11 protein-coding genes and 1 tRNA gene are annotated in these 18,242 nt (G+C 72.5%); 2 read left to right on the top strand and 10 right to left on the bottom strand.

What is annotated here, in order from left to right; translation table 11 throughout:
• Positions 1-58 precede the first annotated feature (58 nt).
• Positions 59-562: a hypothetical protein gene (locus ACFZDL_RS30385; protein WP_353590392.1), complete on the top strand. Its 504-nt coding sequence runs from the start codon at positions 59-61 to the stop codon at positions 560-562.
• 98 nt (positions 563-660) lie between these two features.
• Here ACFZDL_RS30385 and ACFZDL_RS30390 read toward each other — a convergent pair whose 3' ends face one another.
• Positions 661-1,464, bottom strand: coding sequence for a helix-turn-helix transcriptional regulator (locus ACFZDL_RS30390; protein ID WP_353590391.1), 804 nt, complete (start codon positions 1,462-1,464; stop codon positions 661-663).
• A 503-nt stretch (positions 1,465-1,967) separates the two neighbouring features.
• On the opposite strand from ACFZDL_RS30390, the gene ACFZDL_RS30395 reads away from it, so the two are divergent.
• Positions 1,968-2,648 carry a helix-turn-helix domain-containing protein gene (locus ACFZDL_RS30395; protein WP_353590390.1) on the top strand — a complete coding sequence of 227 codons (681 nt, stop codon included), beginning with the start codon at positions 1,968-1,970 and terminating at the stop codon, positions 2,646-2,648.
• 75 nt (positions 2,649-2,723) lie between these two features.
• Here ACFZDL_RS30395 and ACFZDL_RS30400 read toward each other — a convergent pair.
• The 9 genes from ACFZDL_RS30400 to ACFZDL_RS30440 form a co-directional block, all read right to left on the bottom strand.
• Positions 2,724-2,800: transfer RNA gene (locus tag ACFZDL_RS30400), tRNA-Thr, on the bottom strand.
• 107 nt (positions 2,801-2,907) lie between these two features.
• Positions 2,908-4,449 (bottom strand): alpha/beta hydrolase, encoded by a 1,542-nt coding sequence (locus tag ACFZDL_RS30405; RefSeq protein WP_353590389.1) that lies wholly within the window; start codon positions 4,447-4,449, stop codon positions 2,908-2,910.
• A gap of 154 nt (positions 4,450-4,603) precedes the next feature.
• The gene (locus ACFZDL_RS30410; RefSeq protein ID WP_353590388.1) at positions 4,604-5,845 is read right to left on the bottom strand and encodes a DNA polymerase III subunit delta'; all 1,242 of its coding nucleotides are present in this window, start codon (positions 5,843-5,845) and stop codon (positions 4,604-4,606) included.
• A 154-nt stretch (positions 5,846-5,999) separates the two neighbouring features.
• Entirely contained in the window at positions 6,000-9,278 is a 3,279-nt protein-coding gene (tmk, locus tag ACFZDL_RS30415) for a dTMP kinase (protein ID WP_353590387.1), read from the bottom strand.
• A gap of 195 nt (positions 9,279-9,473) precedes the next feature.
• The gene (gene topA, locus ACFZDL_RS30420; protein ID WP_353590386.1) at positions 9,474-12,356 is read right to left on the bottom strand and encodes a type I DNA topoisomerase; all 2,883 of its coding nucleotides are present in this window, start codon (positions 12,354-12,356) and stop codon (positions 9,474-9,476) included.
• Between the two features lie 210 nt (positions 12,357-12,566).
• Complete coding sequence (locus tag ACFZDL_RS30425; protein ID WP_353590385.1) at positions 12,567-12,764, bottom strand: hypothetical protein; 198 nt, start codon at positions 12,762-12,764, stop codon at positions 12,567-12,569.
• Between the two features lie 229 nt (positions 12,765-12,993).
• Positions 12,994-14,535 (bottom strand): class I SAM-dependent methyltransferase, encoded by a 1,542-nt coding sequence (locus ACFZDL_RS30430; protein WP_353590384.1) that lies wholly within the window; start codon positions 14,533-14,535, stop codon positions 12,994-12,996.
• 212 nt (positions 14,536-14,747) lie between these two features.
• Positions 14,748-15,323 (bottom strand): small secreted protein, encoded by a 576-nt coding sequence (locus ACFZDL_RS30435; RefSeq protein WP_353590383.1) that lies wholly within the window; start codon positions 15,321-15,323, stop codon positions 14,748-14,750.
• A gap of 373 nt (positions 15,324-15,696) precedes the next feature.
• Positions 15,697-18,150 (bottom strand): sodium-translocating pyrophosphatase, encoded by a 2,454-nt coding sequence (locus ACFZDL_RS30440; protein ID WP_353590382.1) that lies wholly within the window; start codon positions 18,148-18,150, stop codon positions 15,697-15,699.
• Between the last annotated feature and the right edge of the window lie 92 nt (positions 18,151-18,242).

Consider the following 18,242-nt stretch of genomic DNA (forward strand, 5'->3'; position numbering starts at 1 on the left):
CCGCCAATCGCCCCGCGCATGGGGAGGTTGGTCCCGATTCGACCTACGCTTACGGCCCATGGACTGGACTACGCCCGTAAGTACGCTGATAGGCGCGGTGGTTGGGGTCGGATCAACACTGCTGGGCGAGACCGTTCGCTCAAAACGTGATCGTGGGCATCAGCAGCACGAGCTCAGGCGGCAGCTGTACGCCCGCTACCTCGAAGCCCTCACCAACACGGACAGCGAATTGCAGCTGCTCGCCATTCGCGAGCAGACCCCACTGGACGAGGCCGACCTCCGGGCCGCCTGGCGCAGCCACTCCCTGCTGTCCCTGAATTACGAGATCGCGCTCGTCGGTCCACCACCGGTGGCCGACGCCGCCGACACGGCCTACCGCTCGCTACGAGAGATGCGGAACGTCCTGGGTACAACCGAGGTCACCCTCGGCCGTACCGGCACGCCGGAGGACAACACCCCTGGAACCGCCGAATGGCGCGGCGTCCACCGCGTGTACATCGACGCGATGGCCGCTCTGCGCTCGGCCATGCGCGCCGACATAGGGAACGGTCAGCACACCTGATCCGAGTGCGCTGGACGTCAAGAACCGTGCGTCCCAGGTCAATGACCTCCCCAGCCCTACCGGAGAGACTCCTCTCAGTCCCATTGGGCGCACAGCTCTCAGTCCCATTGGGTGCACAGCCCCTCCGCGCAGGTGCGGACCCACGCACCGTGCCCGGCCGGAAGGGTGACCGTCCGGCGGTACCGGGAGGTGCTGCCCGGCCCCGCGACAGCCAGATCAATGGTCTGCGAGCAGACGTTCGGCTGATTGGAGATACACAACTGGGCCACCGCTTTCCCGGTGCCGTCCGGGTTCTTCACATATCCCGTCACCGTGGCTCTGGCCGATGTCCAACAGATCTTCCCGACGGCATAGGCGCCCATGTCCGCCTCGTAGTCGCGGCATCCGCTCGACGGGGCCGGGGGCGACGGCTCGGAGCCGAACGGGCTCAACGGGCTGAACGGCAGTAAGGCGAGACCGAGGGACACCAGGAGCACCACCCCCGACCCCGCGAACAGGAACAGACGCCGCCGACCACCGCGCGGGGCGCGCCCTGGCTGCCCGCCGGGTGACGTCGTCGGTTCCGGCGGGGGCGCCGTGACGGGCGGGGGTGCCGCGTCACGCGGCGGCTGGGCGCCGGCCTCCAGCGCGTCGTCCCACAGGTCCAGCAGTGGCCTCGGATCGGCCCCGCAGGCTTGCGCGATGCCCTCGACGGCGTCGCGGCCGGGGAACAGCTTGCCGTTCACATAACGCTCGAGCGAAGCCCTGCTGTAGTTGGTGCGCGCCTCGAGCCTGGCGAAACTCAGCCCGGACGCCTGCTTGATGCGCCGCAGTTCGGCCGCCAGCCGCTGTCCCGCCGCGGAGTTCAGGGCGACGGCCGCCTGACGGGGTGCTTCCGGTGTGTCCGATCTGCGTTGCCCCATCCTGTGCCCCCCTGTGCGCCGTATGCGGGCGGCCATCCGGGGTGGTGCGGCGTCTCCGGACGTCCCAGGCGTCTCAAGACGTCCCATGAGACGCCCCATTCCTTCCCGGGACGCCCTGAGCGGTCAAGAGTGTAGAGGTCAGCGCCGCGCTGGAGCTGACGTTCGAGCGCCCGGGCGACCACCAACGCCCGGTTCACGCGCATCTCCTGACTGCCCGCGTCCTGTGTCATGCCCCCGGACAGGACTCGGCCGAACGAAAGGCACCTTCGGCCTTGATAGCGCATGACTCCGTTTCAGAGCCCACGGCGGAAAGGCGGCCCCACGAGAAGACCGATGAGATACGCGCGCTGGAACTCGGCCCGGTGCGCCTTACGGTGGTGAACCTCCCCGAACGGACACCGGCACGGCCACACCGCCCGCTCCTGTGGCCGGCTCCGGAGACCTGGCAGCTCTCTCTCCTGTCCTCCCGCCCGGGGCCAGGGGCCATGGAGAAAGCCGACGGCATGCACCGGAAAGCCGACGCCCTGATGCTGCACGAGGGCTCACGGCCCTTCGAGCCACCCGCCCCGGCCCTCGGCCCGGCACAGGCCGTGGTGGTCGACCTCCCCCGCGGCGCGGTACCGATACCGGACCATGCGCTGCAGAGTCTGACGGCCCGACCCGTGCCTCCCCGGACCGGACCCGGAATGATCCTGGCCCGTTTTCTGGAAGGGCTCGCCGACGAGTGGGAAGGCCTTGGGCCGACCCCGGCCGAACGGCTCGGCTCGGCTGTGGTCGATCTCTCCATCGCGTTTCTCGCCAGCCTGGCCGAGGCGCACGGACTGCTCCTGCCGCCTCATCCCCGAAAGGCCGAACTCCTCGAGGAGATCAAGTCCTTCATCATCCGCAATCTCGGCGAACCGGAACTGTCACCCAGGCTGATCGCGGCAGAGCATCACATCTCGGTGCGATACCTGCACCACCTCTTCCACCATGACAAGCGGACCGTCCGAGGCTTCCTCCAGGAACAGCGCCTGGAACGCTGCCGGGCCGACCTGACGGATCCGTCCCACCCCGTACGCACCGTCGGCGCGATCCGTGCCCGTTGGGGCTTCCGCGACGACGCGGTCTTCGGCAGAGCCTTCAAGAAGGCCTACGGAATCTCACCGGGCGAGTACCGCAAGAGGCACTTCCGGGCACCGTGACCCGGCCGCCCCGGCCCTGACCCCACGACCGCATGAAAAACCCCAGCTCAGACTGTGTCTGGGCTGGGGTTCCAGTGGAGCCGCCTAAGGGAATCGAACCCTTGACCTACGCATTACGAGTGCGTCGCTCTGGCCGACTGAGCTAAGGCGGCATGCTGCCTGGCCAGACTGGCATCAGCAGCGTCGCCAAGTCTACACAGTTTCGAGGGGTGCTCCGTACGGGGTTGATCGCGACCCGGGTGCGGAGCGTACGCGCAGGTCAGGTACAGCGCTTGCCGGAGGAGGGCGGGGTGCCGGTGAGGAGGTAGGTGTCGATGGCGGTGTCGATGCAGGCGCTGCCGCGGCCATAGGCGGTGTGGCCGTCGCCGTCGTAGGTGAGGAGGGTGGCGGAGGTGAGCTGGGAGGCCAGGGAGCGGGCCCAGGTGTAGGGGGTGGCGGGGTCGCGGGTGGTGCCGACGACGACGATGGGGGCGGCGCCCTTGGCGTGCAGGGGGTGGGGGGCGCCGGTGGGGCGCACGGGCCAGTAGGCGCAGTTCAGGGCGGACCAGGCGAGGGCCTTGCCGAAGACGGGGGAGGCCTTCTGGAAGGCGGGGAGGGACTTGCGGACGTCGGCGGGGGTGCGGAAGGCGGGCGAGAGGTCGAGGCAGTTGACGGCGGGGTTGGCGTACATGAGGTTGGCGTACGAGCCGTCGCCGTCGCGCTCGTAGTAGAGGTCGGCGAGGGTGAGCAGGCCGCTGCCGTCGCCGCGCATCGCCGAGCGGAGGGCGGTGCGCAGCTGGGGCCAGGCGCCCTCGTCGTAGAGGGCGGCGAGCACCCCGGTGGTGGCCAGGGGCTCGCCGAGGCGGCGGGACTCCCCGGTGGGCACGGGGTGGGCGTCAAGGCGGGTGAAGAAGGCGGTCATCCGCCGGCGGGCCTGGGCGGCGTCGCCCGTACCCAGGGGGCAGCTCGCGCGGCGCACGCAGTCCTTGGCGAAGGAGGTGAAGGCGGTCTCGAAACCGGCGGTCTGGTCGCGGTTGATCCGCTCGGAGGTCAGCGCCGGATCGAGGGCGCCGTCGAGGACGAGGCGGCCGACGCGGCGGGGGAAGAGGTCGGCGTAGGTCGCGCCGAGGAACGTGCCGTACGAGGCGCCGACATAGGTGAGCTTCCGGTCGCCCAGGACCGCCCGCAGCAGGTCCATGTCGCGCGCCGCCTCCACGGTCGAGACATGGCCGAGGATTTCACCCGAGCGGGCCGCGCAGCCGCGCGCGAACTTCCGGTACGAGGCGACGAGGCGGCGGGTCTCGGCAGGGGCGTCGGGGGTCTGGTCGGTCTGGGTGAAGGCGTCCATCTGCTTGTCGCCCAGACAGGTGATCGGCTCGCTGGCCGCCACCCCGCGCGGGTCCATGGCCACCATGTCGTAGCGGGCGCGGATCCGGGCCGGGTAGCCGATGCCCGCGTAGCTCTGCAGATAGTCGATGGCCGAGCCGCCCGGGCCGCCGGGATTGACCAAGAGGGAGCCGAGCCGCTTGCCGGGGCCGCCGGCCTTCTTGCGGGACACCGCGAGCTTCAGGTCATGGCCGTCGGCGGGCCGGGTGTAGTCCAGCGGGGCCTTCAGCGTGGCGCATTCGAAGCCCGCGCCCCCGCCGCATTCGTGCCAGCTCAGCTTCTGCTCGTAGTACGTCGCGAGGGCGGCCCGGGCCGCCGCCCCCGTCGGCGGTGGGGTGCGCGGCGAGGCGGCGCCGGAGGTGCAGCCGGCGAGCAGCAGGGCGACGGCCGCGAAGGCGGCGCACGTGGCGCGGAGCGTGCTGCGGCTGATGAACATCGGCGGTCCTCGCTTGGGTCGGATATCCGGAGCGTAGCGGCATCAACGCGTTCCGTGCTCGCTTGTGGGCACGCCTGTGGATAACGTCCTGTGGACAGTGGAGTGGACAGTGGACAGGGGCGGGCTCGAACGGGTGAGCGCGGGCGCCGCGGGCTCAGCCCGCGCGCAGCGCCATGGTCATGGCCTCGACCGCCAGCAGCGGCGCCACATTGCGGTCCAGCGCCTCACGGCAGGCCCTGACCGCCTCTATCCGGCGCAGCGTCCGCTCCGGCTTGGAGCCGGCCGCGATCCGCTCCAGCGCGTCCTGGACGTCGGTGTTGGCGAGGGCCGTACGCGAGCCGAACTGGAGCGCGAGCACATCCCGGTAGAAGCCCGCGAGGTCGGTCAGGGCGAGGTCGAGGCTGTCGCGCTGGGTGCGGGTCGCACGGCGCTTCTGGCGGTCCTGGAGCTCCTTCATGGCTCCGGCGGTGCCGCGCGGCAGCCGTCCGCCCGTCCCGGCGGCGGCCCCCAGGGCGGCGCGCAGCTCCTCGGTCTCCTTGGCGTCGGTCTCCTCCGCGACCTGCTTGGCGTCCTCGGCCGCCGCGTCGATCAGCTCCTGGGCGGCCTTGAGGCAGCCGCCCACGTCGTCGATCCGCAGGGGCAGCCTGAGCACCGCCGCGCGGCGGGACCGCGCCCGCTCGTCGGTGGCCAGCCGGTGGGCCCGGTCGATATGGCCCTGGGTGGCCCGGGCGACGGAGGCGGCGAGCTCGGGCTCGATGCCGTCCCGGCGGACGAGCAGGTCCGCGACGGCGTCCACCGGCGGCGTGCGGAGGGTCAGCAGCCGGCAGCGGGAGCGGATCGTGGGCAGCACGTCCTCCAGGGAGGGCGCGCACAGCAGCCACACCGTACGGGGCGCGGGCTCCTCGACGGCCTTCAGCAGTACGTTTCCCGCGCCCTCGGTCAGGCGGTCGGCGTCCTCCAGGACGATCACCTGCCAGCGGCCGCCGGCCGGCGAGAGCTGGGCGCGGCGGACGAGCTCGCGGGTCTCCTTCACGCCGATGCTCAGCAGGTCCGTACGCACCACCTCGACGTCGGCGTGCGTCCCGACCAGCGTGGTGTGGCAGCCCTCGCAGAAGCCGCAGCCGGGGGCGCCGCCGAGCGCCCGGTCGGGGCTGACGCACTGCAGCGCGGCGGCGAAGGCGCGGGCGGCCGCGGCACGGCCGGAGCCGGGCGGGCCGGTGAACAGCCAGGCGTGGGTCATCTTCGACGAGGCGGGGGGCGCCTCGGCCGCGCCGGCCGACCCGCCTTCGGACGCTGCGGCCGCGGCGGCGGTGACCAGCGCGTCCGCGTCGCGCGCGGCAGCGGTCAGCTGGCTCGCCACCCGGTCCTGTCCGACCAGGTCGTCCCACACCGCCATGACCGCCTCCGCCGCTCGTCCCTACGGCATCCCATTGTGGGCCACCCCACCGACACACCCCGCCAGGCACCGCCGAGCGCCGAGACCCGCGCCGAAAAAGAACCGCCCGCACCGCGGCGCCGAAAGCGCCGACAGTACGGGCGGTCTCATCAGGTCAGCGGCGGCGCCCGTCCTCGTCGTCACGCGGGCCCAGCAGCTCGTCGGCCAGCGTCGGCAGGTCGTCCAGGGGGGTCTCCTCCGCCCACTCCGGGCGGCGGCGCTGCCGGGAGCGGCGCGGCGGCTCGGGCTCGGCCTGCCGGGGCGGCTGCCCCTCGCCGAACTGCGGGAGCTCGCGGGTCCGCTCGTTCCCCTGCTCACCGCCCTGCCCGCCCTGCGGCTCCTCCGGCCGGAACAGCCACGGCGGCACCCGGTCGGCCGGGTCGCCGGACCGGGGCTCGGCGGACCGGGGCTCGGCGGCTCGGAAGTCCGCGGGCCGGTCGTCGTCCCGTACGGGCGGCAGCACGGCCGTCTCGTCGGCCGCGCCCGCCAGCGGAGCGGGCGGCGCGGGCGGCTTGGGCAGGACGGCCGTCTCCTCGGCGTCCGAGCCCCCCTGAGGCCGTACGGGCGGCAGCACGGCGGTCGCGTCGGCGTCGGCGGCCCCTTCGCCCGGGCGGGCGGTCCGGGGGTCGACACGCGGCGTCTGGACGGTCTCCGTGGTGTCCGCGCCGTCGGCCGGGGCGGGGGGCGGCGGCGGAACCACGGCCGGGGTCTCGACGGTCGGCGCGTCAGCGCCCGCGGCCGGGGAAGCACCCCCGGCCGGGGAGACACCCTCGGCGGGCGAAGCCGCCGGGGCGTGCGGCGTGCTCGCGGAGCGGGACGCGTCCGCCTCCGCCGCCAGCCGCGCCTGCTCGGCCCGCAGCAGCGCCTCCTCCGCCTTGCGCTGCTTCTCCAGGCGGCGCTCCTCCGCCTCGGCCCGCAGCCGGGCCTCCTCCTCGGCCTCGCGGCGGCGCCGCTCCTCCTCGGCGGCGCGGGCCCGGTCCTCGGCCTCGATGCGCTTGCGCTCCTCCTCGGCGCGCCGGCGGGCGTCCTCGGCCCGCTTGCGGGCCTCCTCCGCCTGCCGCTCGGCCTCGCGCTGCCGGGCCTCCTCCAGCTCGCGCCGCTTGCGCTCCTCCTCCTCGGCGCGCGCCTTGGCCAGGGCCTCCTGCCGCTCGCGCTCCAGCCGCTCCTCCTCCGCCTTGCGGCGGGCTTCCTCCTCGGCCTTGCGGCGCGCCTCTTCTTCGGCCTTGCGCCGGGCCTCCTCCTGGGCCTTCACCTCCGCCTCGGACAGCGGCAGCATCAGGTCCAGGCGGTGGCGTACGACGGCGGTGACGGCCTCGGGCAGCTGGCCGGCGTCGACGACGAGGTAGCGGGCCGGGTCGGCCGCCGCGAGGGTCAGGAATCCGTTCCGTACCCGCTGGTGGAACTCGGCGGGCTCGGACTCGAGCCGGTCCGGGGCCTCGGTGAAGCGCTCCCGCGCGGTCTCCGGCGCGACGTCGAGCAGCACGGTCAGATGCGGCACGAGGCCGTTGGTCGCCCAGCGCGAGATGCGGGCGATCTCGGTCGGGGCGAGGTCGCGGCCCGCGCCCTGGTAGGCGACGGACGAGTCGATGTAGCGGTCCGAGATGACGACCGCGCCGCGCTCCAGCGCCGGGCGGACCACGGAGTCGACGTGCTCGGCGCGGTCGGCCGCGTACAGCAGCGCCTCGGCCCGGTGCGAGATCCCGGCCGAGGAGACGTCGAGCAGGATCGAGCGGAGCCGCTTGCCGATGGCGGTCGCACCCGGCTCCCGGGTCACCACGACCTCGTGGCCCTTGGCCCTGATCCACTCCGCGACCGCCTCGACCTGGGTGGTCTTGCCCGCTCCGTCGCCGCCCTCGACGACGATGAAGAAGCCGGTCCCGGCGGGTGCCTCCACGGGGTCGGCGCCGCGCAGCGCCTCGCGCAGATCGTGGCGGAGCGGCACGCCCTGGCGGTCGTCGGTCTTGCCGAGGACGAGGGCGGCGACGGGCAGCAGCAGCGCGCCGACGAGCATGAGGGTGAAGGCCGCGCCGCCGTGGGCGAAGACGAAGTCGCCGCTGCCCAGCCGGTGCGGTCCGATCACGGCGGCCAGCAGCGGAGCGGCGACCGCGCCGAGTCCGACGAAGACGCGGACGACGGCGTGCAGGTGCTCGGTCGTACGGGCCCGGCGAGACTCCTCGGTTTCCTGGTCGAGCAGGGTGTGGCCGATGTTGGCGGCGATCCCCGCCGAGACCCCGGCGACCGCGATGATCAGCACCACGGTCGTGGCGTCGTGGACCAGGCCCGCGACCAGCAGCGCCAGCCCGGTCAGCGCGATCGCCAGCGCGAGCAGGCGGCGCCGCGACAGACCGGGCAGGACCTTGGGGGCCCAGCGGATGCCGGCGGCCGGGCCGCCGCTGAGGGCCAGGACGAGCAGCGAGAAGCCGACCGGGCCGCCGCCGAGGTCGACGGCCTGCAGCGCGGCCACGCCCACGGCGGCCGCGACCGCCGCCGCGACGGCGGCGCAGGCGAGGACCAGCAGCGGGACGGCGCCGGTGCGGCCCTTGTCGGGGCCGGAGCCGGACGCGGCGCGCGGGCGGCGCAGCCCCTCCAGCGGGGAGCGCGCGCGGGGGGTCTGCGCGCCGGGCAGCTCGACGAAGTACAGGATCGACACGGAGGCGGCGAAGAGCCCGGCGCCGACGTACGAGCCCAGGGCCGCTTGGTGACCGTCGAACCACACGACGCCGGTGGCCAGCAGCCTGGCGAGGAGCGTGGCGACGAGCAGCGCGGCGGCGGCGATGGGCAGTGTGACGAAGTTCGTACGCAGCCACAGCCGGCGCAGCGCGTCGAGGTGGTCCGGCAGCGGCCGGACGGCCGCGCCCTCGGCGGGCGGGGCCGGGAGCAGCCCGGGCGCGGCGCCGTCCTTGGCCACGGTCCACAGCCGCTCGGCGACCCCGATCACGAAGGTGGTGATGAGCAGCCAGGCGACGGCGTCGTCGGGGGTCCAGTCGATCCACAGCGGGGCGACGATGAGCAGCGCCAGCCGCACCGCGTCCGCGCCGATCATGGTCCAGCGGCGGTCCAGCGGCCCCGACGGCCCGACCAGCGCGGACAGCGGGCCGAGCAGCACCGCCCCGAACAGCAGCGTCGCCAGGAGTCGCGCGCCCAGCACCGCCGCGACGGACAGGGCCGCGCCCCGGTAGCCATCGCCGAAGGCGCCCGTGGCGACGGATGCCTGCAGCGACAGCAGGACGAGCACCAGGACGGCCAGCGCGTCCGCGGTGCCGCCGACGAGCTGGGCGCTCCACAGGCGGCGCAGTGGCGGATGGCGCAACAGGGCTCGTACGGCACGCTCGCGGGAATCCGCGGCAAGGGCGCCGGATGTGGGGGTCACGTCCGTAGGCTGCTCTCGCGTCATCCCGCCAGCCTATCCGGATCACGTGAATAGACGGTCACCCGCCCGAACAGACGGGCGGGCGTCCGCGTGATCCGCCGGTTCCAGTCGGCGTCGGCCACCGCGTCCGCTGGGCCCCGGCGGCCCGGTTCAGTCGGCGTCAGCCGCCCGGTCCGGTCAGCCTCGACCACCTGGTCCGGTCGGCCTCAGCCGCCCGGTTCAGTCGGCGTCGGCCGCCGGCTTGGTGGCCGCCTTGGCCGCCGTCTTCTTCGCCGCGGTCTTCTTGGCCGTGGTCGTCTTCTTGGCGGCGGTCTTCTTGGCGGTGGTCGTCTTCTTGGCCGCCGCCTTCTTGGCCGTCGTCGTCTTCTTGGCCGCCTTCTTGGCGGTCTTCTTGGCCGGCCCCTTGGCGCGCTTCTCGGCAAGCAGCTCGAAGCCGCGCTCCGGGGTGATCGTCTCGACGTCGTCGTCGCGGCGCAGGGTCGCGTTGGTCTCGCCGTCGGTGACGTACGGGCCGAAGCGGCCGTCCTTGACGACGACCGGGCGCTCGCTGACCGGGTCGGTGCCCAGCTCCTTCAGCGGCGGCTTGGCCGCGGCCCGGCCGCGCTGCTTGGGCTGCGCGTAGATCGCGAGCGCCTCTTCGAGGGTGATCGTGAAGAGCTGTTCCTCGCTTTCGAGCGAGCGCGAGTCGGTGCCCTTCTTCAGATACGGGCCGTAGCGGCCGTTCTGCGCGGTGATCTCGACGCCCTCGGGATCGGCGCCCACCACGCGCGGCAGCGACATGAGCCGCAGCGCGTCCTGGAGGGTCACCGTGTCCAGGGACATCGACTTGAAGAGCGAGGCGGTGCGCGGCTTGACCGCGTTTTTGCCGGTCTTCGGGGTGTCCTCGGGCAGCACCTCGGTGACGTACGGACCGTAGCGGCCGTCCTTGGCGACGATCTTGCGGCCGGTCTCCGGGTCGGTGCCGAGCTCGAAGTCGCCGCTCGGCTTGGCGAGCAGTTCCTCCGCGTACTCGACGGTCAGCTCGTCCGGCGGCAGGTCGTCGGGCACGTCGGCGCGCTGTCCGGTCGCGCCCTCGGCCTCGCTCGGCCGCGTCGCCCGCTCGACGTATGGGCCGTAGCGGCCGACCCGCAGCACGATGCCGTCGCCGACGGGGAAGGAGGAGATCTCCCGGGCGTCGATCGCGCCGAGGTCGGTGACCAGGTCCTTCAGGCCGCCGAGGTGGTCTCCGTCACCGTTTCCGGCATCGGCCGCACCACCCTCGGGCCCCGGCGCGGCGGCGCTCTCGGCGCCGGACTCGCTCGCGCTCTCACCGAAGTAGAAGCGCTTGAGCCACGGCACGGCCTGGGCCTCGCCGCGCGCGATGCGGTCGAGGTCGTCCTCCATCTTGGCGGTGAAGTCGTAGTCGACCAGCCGGCCGAAGTGCTTCTCCAGCAGGTTGACCACGGCGAAGCTCAGGAAGGACGGGACCAGCGCGGTGCCCTTCTTGAAGACGTAGCCGCGGTCCAGGATGGTCCCGATGATCGAGGCGTACGTCGAGGGGCGGCCGATCTCGCGCTCTTCGAGCTCCTTGACCAGCGAGGCCTCGGTGTAGCGGGCCGGGGGCTTGGTGGCGTGGCCGTCGGCGGTGATCTCCTGGGCGGCCAGCCGGTCGCCCTCGGCGACCTGCGGCAGGCGCCGCTCGCGGTCGTCGAGCTCGGCGTTCGGGTCGTCGGCGCCCTCCACGTAGGCCTTCATGAAGCCGTGGAAGGTGATCGTCTTGCCGGAGGCGGAGAACTCGGCGTCACGGCCGTCGCTCGCCCGGCCGCCGATCTTGACGGTGACGGAGTTGCCGACCGCGTCCTTCATCTGGGAGGCGACGGTCCGCTTCCAGATCAGCTCGTACAGCCGGAACTGGTCACCGGTGAGACCGGTCTCCGCCGGGGTCCGGAAGCGGTCTCCCGAGGGGCGGATGGCCTCGTGGGCCTCCTGGGCGTTCTTGACCTTGCCCGCGTAGGAGCGCGGCTTGTCCGGCAGGAAATCGGCCCCGTAGAGCTGGGTGACCTGCGCCCGGGCCGCCGCCACCGCCGTCTCGGACAGGGTGGTGGAGTCCGTACGCATATAGGTGATGAAGCCGTTCTCGTACAGCTTCTGCGCCACCTGCATGGTCGCCTTGGCGCCGAAGCCCAGCTTGCGGCTGGCCTCCTGCTGCAGGGTGGTGGTGCGGAACGGGGCGTACGGCGAGCGGCGGTACGGCTTGGACTCGACGGAGCGCACCGTGAAGGCGGTGTCCGCGAGGGCTGTGGCCAGCCCTCGCGCCCCCGCCTCGTCCAGGTGCAGGACCTGGGAGCCGGACTTGAGCTGCCCGGTCGAGGTGAAGTCGCGGCCCTGGGCGACACGGCGGCCGTCGACGGCGGTCAGCCGGGCGCCGAAGGTGCCGGGGTCGCTGGTGTCACCGGCCCGGCCGGTCGCGAAGACGCCGGTCAGGTCCCAGTACTCGGCGGAGCGGAAGGCGATGCGCTCGCGCTCTCGCTCGACGACCAGGCGGGTGGCCACGGACTGGACGCGGCCCGCGGACAGGCCGCGCATGACCTTCTTCCACAGGACCGGCGAGACCTCGTAGCCGTAGAGGCGGTCGAGGATACGGCGGGTCTCCTGGGCGTCGACCAGCCGCTGGTTCAGCTCGCGCGGATTGGCGACGGCGGCGCGGATCGCGTCCTTGGTGATCTCGTGGAAGACCATCCTGCGGACCGGGACCTTGGGCTTGAGCACCTGCTGGAGGTGCCAGGCGATGGCCTCGCCCTCACGGTCCTCATCGGTGGCCAGGAAGAGCTCGTCCGAGTCGGCGAGCAGTTCCTTGAGCTTCCTGACCTGGCTTTTCTTGTCAGCGTTGACGACATAGACGGGCTGGAAGTCGTGTTCGACGTCCACACCGAGGCGGCGGACCTCCCCGGTGTACTGGTCGGGCACCTCGGCCGCACCGTTCGGCAGGTCCCGGATGTGCCCGACGCTGGCTTCGACGACGTAGCCCGGGCCGAGATAGCCCTTGATCGTCTTCGCCTTGGCAGGCGACTCGACGATGACGAGTCGGCGGCCGCCCTGTGCGGTCTCGCTGGTCGGGGACAACTTCGCTCTTCTCTCCGGTCGACGCTCGGTGAACGGGCACTAATCACGGGTTACGCGTACACGTACACCACTACGGTGACGCTGCGGAGTGTGACGGTACCTCCCGGCCCCGTGTCAAACGGAAAAAGCCCGCAACGCCACTCGAACGGTAACCCGACAAGCGTCCTGTCTGCCGCCCGGACCGTCACTCGGCGCCGCGCGAGAGCCCTGTCAGGCGTAAACCAGGCACCAGATCCCGCCGCCCAGCGCGGCGATGCCGAAGAGAACGGAGAGGACCGCCGAAGCGACAGGGCTCACACCGTGCGCGACCGGCGCACGCATCCGCGTTCGCGCCGCTGTCCACAGCAGCAGCGCGGCGCCGAACACGACAAATGCCGTACCGGCGAAGATCGCGGGTCCCCTCTCCATGGGCAGAGCGTGGCACCCACGGAAGGCGTACGCGCGAACCGCGGGTGAACAGCGCACGACTCACTCTTCCGGCCCTTCCGGCCATGATCACGCGCCCGGGTGGCAGCTTCTTGCCATCCGGGCGGGCCGCGGAGCGTCGCGCGCGCTCCGGCGCACTACCCCCCGCTCCCCCGTCCGTCCACCGACCCGTCCACCAGCCGCTCCCCTCCGCCCGCCGGCTCGTCCGCGACTAGTCCACCGGATGCAGGAACCCCTGCTCGACCAGAAGCCGGATCGAGTCGGGGGTGCGGTCGCGCAGCACCACCGGGTCCTCCCCGAGGAGCTGGGCGATCGCGTCCAGGATGCGGCCCGCGCTGAGCGTGCCGTCGCACACCCCCGCGAACCCCGCACCGACCGTGTCCACCTTCGTCGCCCGCCGCATACCGCGGTTCTGACGGAGCACCACATGCTCGGGGTCCTCCGCCCCGGGCAGCCCCACCTGCTCCTGGACGACCTCGTCGGCCAGCCGGAAGCGGGCGGCCAGCAGCGCCGCGTCGTCGTGCGTACGCAGGAAGTCCTGCCGCTCGAAGTGGCCCACGACCGCCTCCCCCAGCGGCTGCTCCACGGGGTGCGGCCACTCCTCCGCGGTCACGGCGGGGCGGTCGGCCCCGGACTTGCGCAGGGTGATCCAACCGAAGCCGACGGCCTTGGTCTTGCGGGCCTCGAACTCCTCCAGCCAGGCGTCGTACCGCGCGGCGTACTCGGCGGGGCCGGCGAGATGGGCCCCGGCGTCCCGCAGCCACAACTCGGCGTACTGCGTGATGTCCTGCACCTCGCGCTGCACGATCCACGCGTCGCACCCGCTGGGCACCCAGGAGGCGATCCGCTCGCGCCAGTCCTCCCCCTCCACGTGCTGCCAGTTGGCCAGCAGCTGGCACCAACCGCCGTCGGTGAGGTGGGCGGCGGACCGCTGGACCAGGGTGCGGCACAGGTCGTCGCCGGACATCCCGGCGTCCCGGTAGACCAGCCGGTCCCCCTCGGAGGAAGGCGGCGAGATCACGAAGGGCGGGTTGGAGACGATCAGGTCGTACGTCTCGTCGGCGACCGGCTCGAAGAGCGAGCCCTCCCGCAGATCGGGCTCCGCCGCGCCGGACAGGGCGAGGGTGAGCCGCGCGATGCTCAGGGCGCGCGGATTGGTGTCCGTGGCGGTGACGGAGGCGGCGTGGCGGGAGGCGTGGAGCGCCTGGATGCCCGAGCCGGTGCCCAGGTCGAGGGCCCGGGCCACGGGGGCGCGGACCGTCAGACCGGCGAGGGTCGTGGACGCCCCGCCGACCCCGAGGACGAGCCCGGACCGGTCCACGCCGCCCGGCGCGCCTCCGGGCCCGCCGATGCCTCCCGCACCGCCGACCGCACAGCCCAGGTCCGAGACGATCCACCAGTCCTCGCCCTGCGGGCCACCGTACGGGCGCACGTCCACGGTCGCACGCACCTCGTCGCCGTCGCGCACCAGCCAGCCGTCGGCGAGGCAGTCCTCGGCGGGCAGGGCGGCGGCCGCCCGCCCGTACGCCACCGGTTGCCGCAGCAGGAAGAGCCGCACCAGCGTCTCCAGCGGGCTGCCGCCCCGCGTGGCACGCAGGGCGGGGACGGTCTCGCTGCGCGCCAGGGCGGCGTAGGCGGGCGCGCCGAGCAGGTCCAGCAGGCCGTCGGCGGTGAAGGCGGCGGCCAGCAGCGCGCCGCGCAGGCGGGCGACGCGCTCGGGGTCGGCGGGGCTGGGGAGGCGGTGCGTACTCACGCCCCCATTGTCGGGGGAACCACTGACAGCGGGCGACGCCGGGCGGCCGCAGTTGGGGGCCCCGCCTGACGGTTGGCGGTCGGCGGGGCGCGCGGGGCCCGGCCGTCGCCGTGGGTCGCCGTGGGTCGGCGCGGCGGCGGCACGCGCGGGGCGCGCCGCCCGCGCGGTCACGACGGTTACGACGGTTACGACAGCCACGAGGGCTGCCAGGGCTACGACGGCGACGCGGTGCTGGTGCCCTTCGGCTTCTGGCAGCCGGGCTGCTTGGCCATCGCCTCGCCGACCTTCCCCTCCTGCAGCTTCTGCAGGGCCTTGTCACCCGAATTGCTGAGCTTCTTGAGCTCGTCGGCGATGCCGGTAAGGCCCTCCGCGAACTTCGCCTTGTCCGAGGTGTCGAGCTTGTCGACGGCCGTCTGCAGGTCCTTGTACGCCTTGGAGGTGGAGTTCAGCTCCTTGACCGCCTGCTTCTGGGTCTGCTCGCCGCCCTCGACGGGCGGGGGACCCGCGTCCTGCACCGCCTTGGCGAGCGACGCATACGCCTCGGAGATGTCGCCGAACGCCTGGGAGTCGGTCTTTTGAAGCTTCTTGGAGTCCGGCTCGTTGGACGCGGCGTGGATCGAGGCGTTGGCGCTCTGGATCTTCTGCAGCTGCGGCTGCACCTCGTCGCAGACCGTCTTGGCCCAGTCGTTGACCTTCTTGTCGCTCTCGCCCCCGCCGCCTCCGCAACCGGTCAGCGCCACGACGAGTGCCGCACCGCCGGACAGTGCCGCCACAAGCTTCTTGTTCACCGGATTGGTCCCTTCCATGGCTCTTCTCGGCCCCGGAACATACACGGCCGAGCGGCCGGGGCCCTGGGATGAGCGTCCCTTATAGGACCTTCTGTAGCCATTTGAACCAAGCCAGGTGTGCTGTCCGCCTCACCTTGGAGCCGAACACTGAACCCGGCCCCCTGGACCCCCTGACCCCGAGCCCGCCCCCGGACCCCCGGACCCGGACCCCCGGACCCGGAGCCCGGACCCGGACCCGGAGCCCGGGCCGGAGCGCGGGTCTGACGCGTTCGCCCCGGGGCCGGACGCGGCAGGCGGGCGGACAGCGTGTCGACACACCCTGTCCGCCCGCCTGCCGCAGGGCTCTCCCCCGCCGACTCGCGTCCGCCCCGGGTCAGGACACCACCGCGGCGTCGGCTGACTTGCCGACCCTCTCGGCGTTGCCTTCGTCACCCACCGCGATACCGCGCCGCTTTGACACGTACACGGCGGCGATGATGATCAACAAGGCCAGGGTCGCGATCCCGGCCCGCAGCCCCGGGCTGGCGTTGTCGCCGTAGGAGAACTTCACGACCGCCGGGGCGATCAGCAGCGCCACCAGGTTCATGACCTTCAGCAGCGGGTTGATCGCGGGGCCCGCCGTGTCCTTGAACGGGTCGCCGACCGTGTCGCCGATCACTGTGGCCGCATGTGCCTCGCTGCCCTTGCCGCCGTGGTGGCCGTCCTCCACCAGCTTCTTCGCGTTGTCCCACGCGCCGCCGGAGTTCGCGAGGAAGACCGCCATCAGCGTCCCGGTGCCGATCGCGCCGGCCAGGAACGAGCCGAGCGCGCCGACCCCGAGGGTGAAGCCGACCGCGATGGGCGCCAGCACGGCGAGCAGCCCGGGCGTGGCGAGCTCGCGCAGCGCGTCCTTGGTGCAGATGTCCACGACCCGCCCGTACTCGGGCTTCTCGCTGTAGTCCATGATCCCGGGCTTCTCGCGGAACTGCCGTCGCACCTCGAAGACCACCGCGCCCGCGGAGCGCGACACCGCGTTGATCGCCAGCCCCGAGAAGAGGAAGACGACGGCGGCGCCGAGGACGAGCCCGACGAGGTTGTTCGGCTGCGAGATGTCCAGGCTCAGGCCCGTCTTCCCGGCCACGGTCGTGTGCACGTCGGCGACCGCCTCGGCGATGGCGTCCCGGTACGAGCCGAAGAGCGCCGAGGCTGCGAGCACCGCCGTCGCGATGGCGATGCCCTTGGTGATCGCCTTGGTGGTGTTGCCGACCGCGTCGAGGTCCGTGAGCACCTGCGCGCCCGCGCCCTCGACATCGCCGGACATCTCGGCGATGCCCTGGGCGTTGTCGGAGACCGGGCCGAAGGTGTCCATCGCGACGATGACGCCCACGGTGGTGAGCAGGCCGGTGCCGGCCAGCGCGACCGCGAACAGCGCCAGCATGATCGAGGTGCCGCCGAGCAGGAACGCGCCGTAGACGCTGAGGCCGATCAGCACCGCCGAGTACACCGCGGACTCCAGCCCGACCGAGATCCCGGAGAGCACGACCGTGGCGGGGCCGGTCAGCGACGTCTTGCCGATGTCCCGCACCGGGCGCCGAGTGGTCTCGGTGAAGTAGCCGGTGAGCTGCTGGATGAGCGCGGCGAGCACGATGCCGATGGCGACAGCGACGAGCGCGAGCACACGCGGGTCCCCGCCGTGGCCGAGGATCGCGCGGTCGGTGACGCCGTGCAGATCGGCGTAGCTGGACGGCAGATAGGCGAAGACCGCGGCCGCCACCAGCGCCAGCGAGATCACCGCGGAGATGAAGAAGCCGCGGTTGATGGCGGACATGCCGCTGCGGTCGGCGCGCCGCGGGGCCACGGCGAAGATGCCGATCATGGCGGTGACCACGCCGATGGCCGGTACCAGCAGCGGGAACACCAGGCCCGAGTCGCCGAAGGCGACCTTGCCGAGGATCAGCGCGGCGACCAGGGTCACGGCATACGACTCGAACAGGTCCGCCGCCATGCCCGCGCAGTCCCCGACGTTGTCGCCGACGTTGTCCGCGATGGTCGCGGCATTGCGCGGGTCGTCCTCGGGGATGCCCTTTTCGACCTTGCCGACGAGGTCGGCGCCTACGTCGGCGGCCTTGGTGAAGATGCCGCCGCCGACCCTCATGAACATCGCGATCAGGGCGGCGCCCAGGCCGAAGCCTTCGAGCACCTTGGGCGCGTCGGCCGCGTAAACCAGCACCACGCAGGACGCGCCGAGCAGGCCGAGACCGACGGTGAACATGCCGACCACGCCGCCGGTGCGGAAGGCGATCTTCATGGCCTTGTGCGAGACGGCCGTCAGATCGACACCCGAATCGCCCGCGGAAGAGGGAGTGGAAGAGGGGGAACTCCCATTGACGGGAGCGGTTCCGGACGGCTTCTCCGGTGTCGCCTCACGGGCGGCGGCCGCGACCCGCACATTGCTGCGCACCGCGAGCCACATCCCGATATAGCCAGTGGCCGCGGAGAATCCGGCGCCGATCAAAAAGAACACCGATCGCCCGATGCGCTGCTTCCAGTCGTCCGCCGGCAACAGCATGAGCAGGAAGAACACCACGACGGCGAATACGCCGAGAGTGCGCAGCTGCCGGGCCAGATAGGCATTCGCGCCTTCCTGGACCGCCGCGGCGATCTTCTTCATGGTGTCGGTGCCCTCGCCGGCCGCAAGCACTTGTCGTACCAGCGTCACCGCGACCGCGAGTGCCGCCACCGCGACCGCGGCGATCACCAGCACGATCACTCTGTTGTCGTCGGTCAGTTCTGCGGCGGCCAGGGTTGGGGGAAGGTCCAGTGGATGAGGGGTGAGTTGCCCCGCCATTCGTCCTCCTTGACGTTTGGCACATGGGCGCGCAGCAGTTCTGCGACCGCAGAAGAGCCGCCACGCTCAGGCGTCCTGAGCTCAAGATGTGG

Origin of the sequence: Streptomyces sp. NPDC007917 (genome assembly GCF_042959105.1) — a bacterium.
In the GTDB taxonomy this organism is placed as follows: domain Bacteria; phylum Actinomycetota; class Actinomycetes; order Streptomycetales; family Streptomycetaceae; genus Streptomyces.

What these genes read in the sequence shown, in the direction of transcription:
- ACFZDL_RS30385 (WP_353590392.1), top strand. Translation starts at nt 59, where the DNA reads ATGGACTGGACTACGCCCGTAAGTACGCTGATAGGCGCGGTGGTTGGG.
- ACFZDL_RS30390 (WP_353590391.1), bottom strand. Translation starts at nt 1,464, where the DNA reads ATGGGGCAACGCAGATCGGACACACCGGAAGCACCCCGTCAGGCGGCC.
- ACFZDL_RS30395 (WP_353590390.1), top strand. Translation starts at nt 1,968, where the DNA reads ATGCACCGGAAAGCCGACGCCCTGATGCTGCACGAGGGCTCACGGCCC.
- ACFZDL_RS30405 (WP_353590389.1), bottom strand. Translation starts at nt 4,449, where the DNA reads ATGTTCATCAGCCGCAGCACGCTCCGCGCCACGTGCGCCGCCTTCGCG.
- ACFZDL_RS30410 (WP_353590388.1), bottom strand. Translation starts at nt 5,845, where the DNA reads ATGGCGGTGTGGGACGACCTGGTCGGACAGGACCGGGTGGCGAGCCAG.
- tmk (WP_353590387.1), bottom strand. Translation starts at nt 9,278, where the DNA reads ATGACGCGAGAGCAGCCTACGGACGTGACCCCCACATCCGGCGCCCTT.
- ACFZDL_RS30425 (WP_353590385.1), bottom strand. Translation starts at nt 12,764, where the DNA reads ATGGAGAGGGGACCCGCGATCTTCGCCGGTACGGCATTTGTCGTGTTC.
- ACFZDL_RS30440 (WP_353590382.1), bottom strand. Translation starts at nt 18,150, where the DNA reads ATGGCGGGGCAACTCACCCCTCATCCACTGGACCTTCCCCCAACCCTG.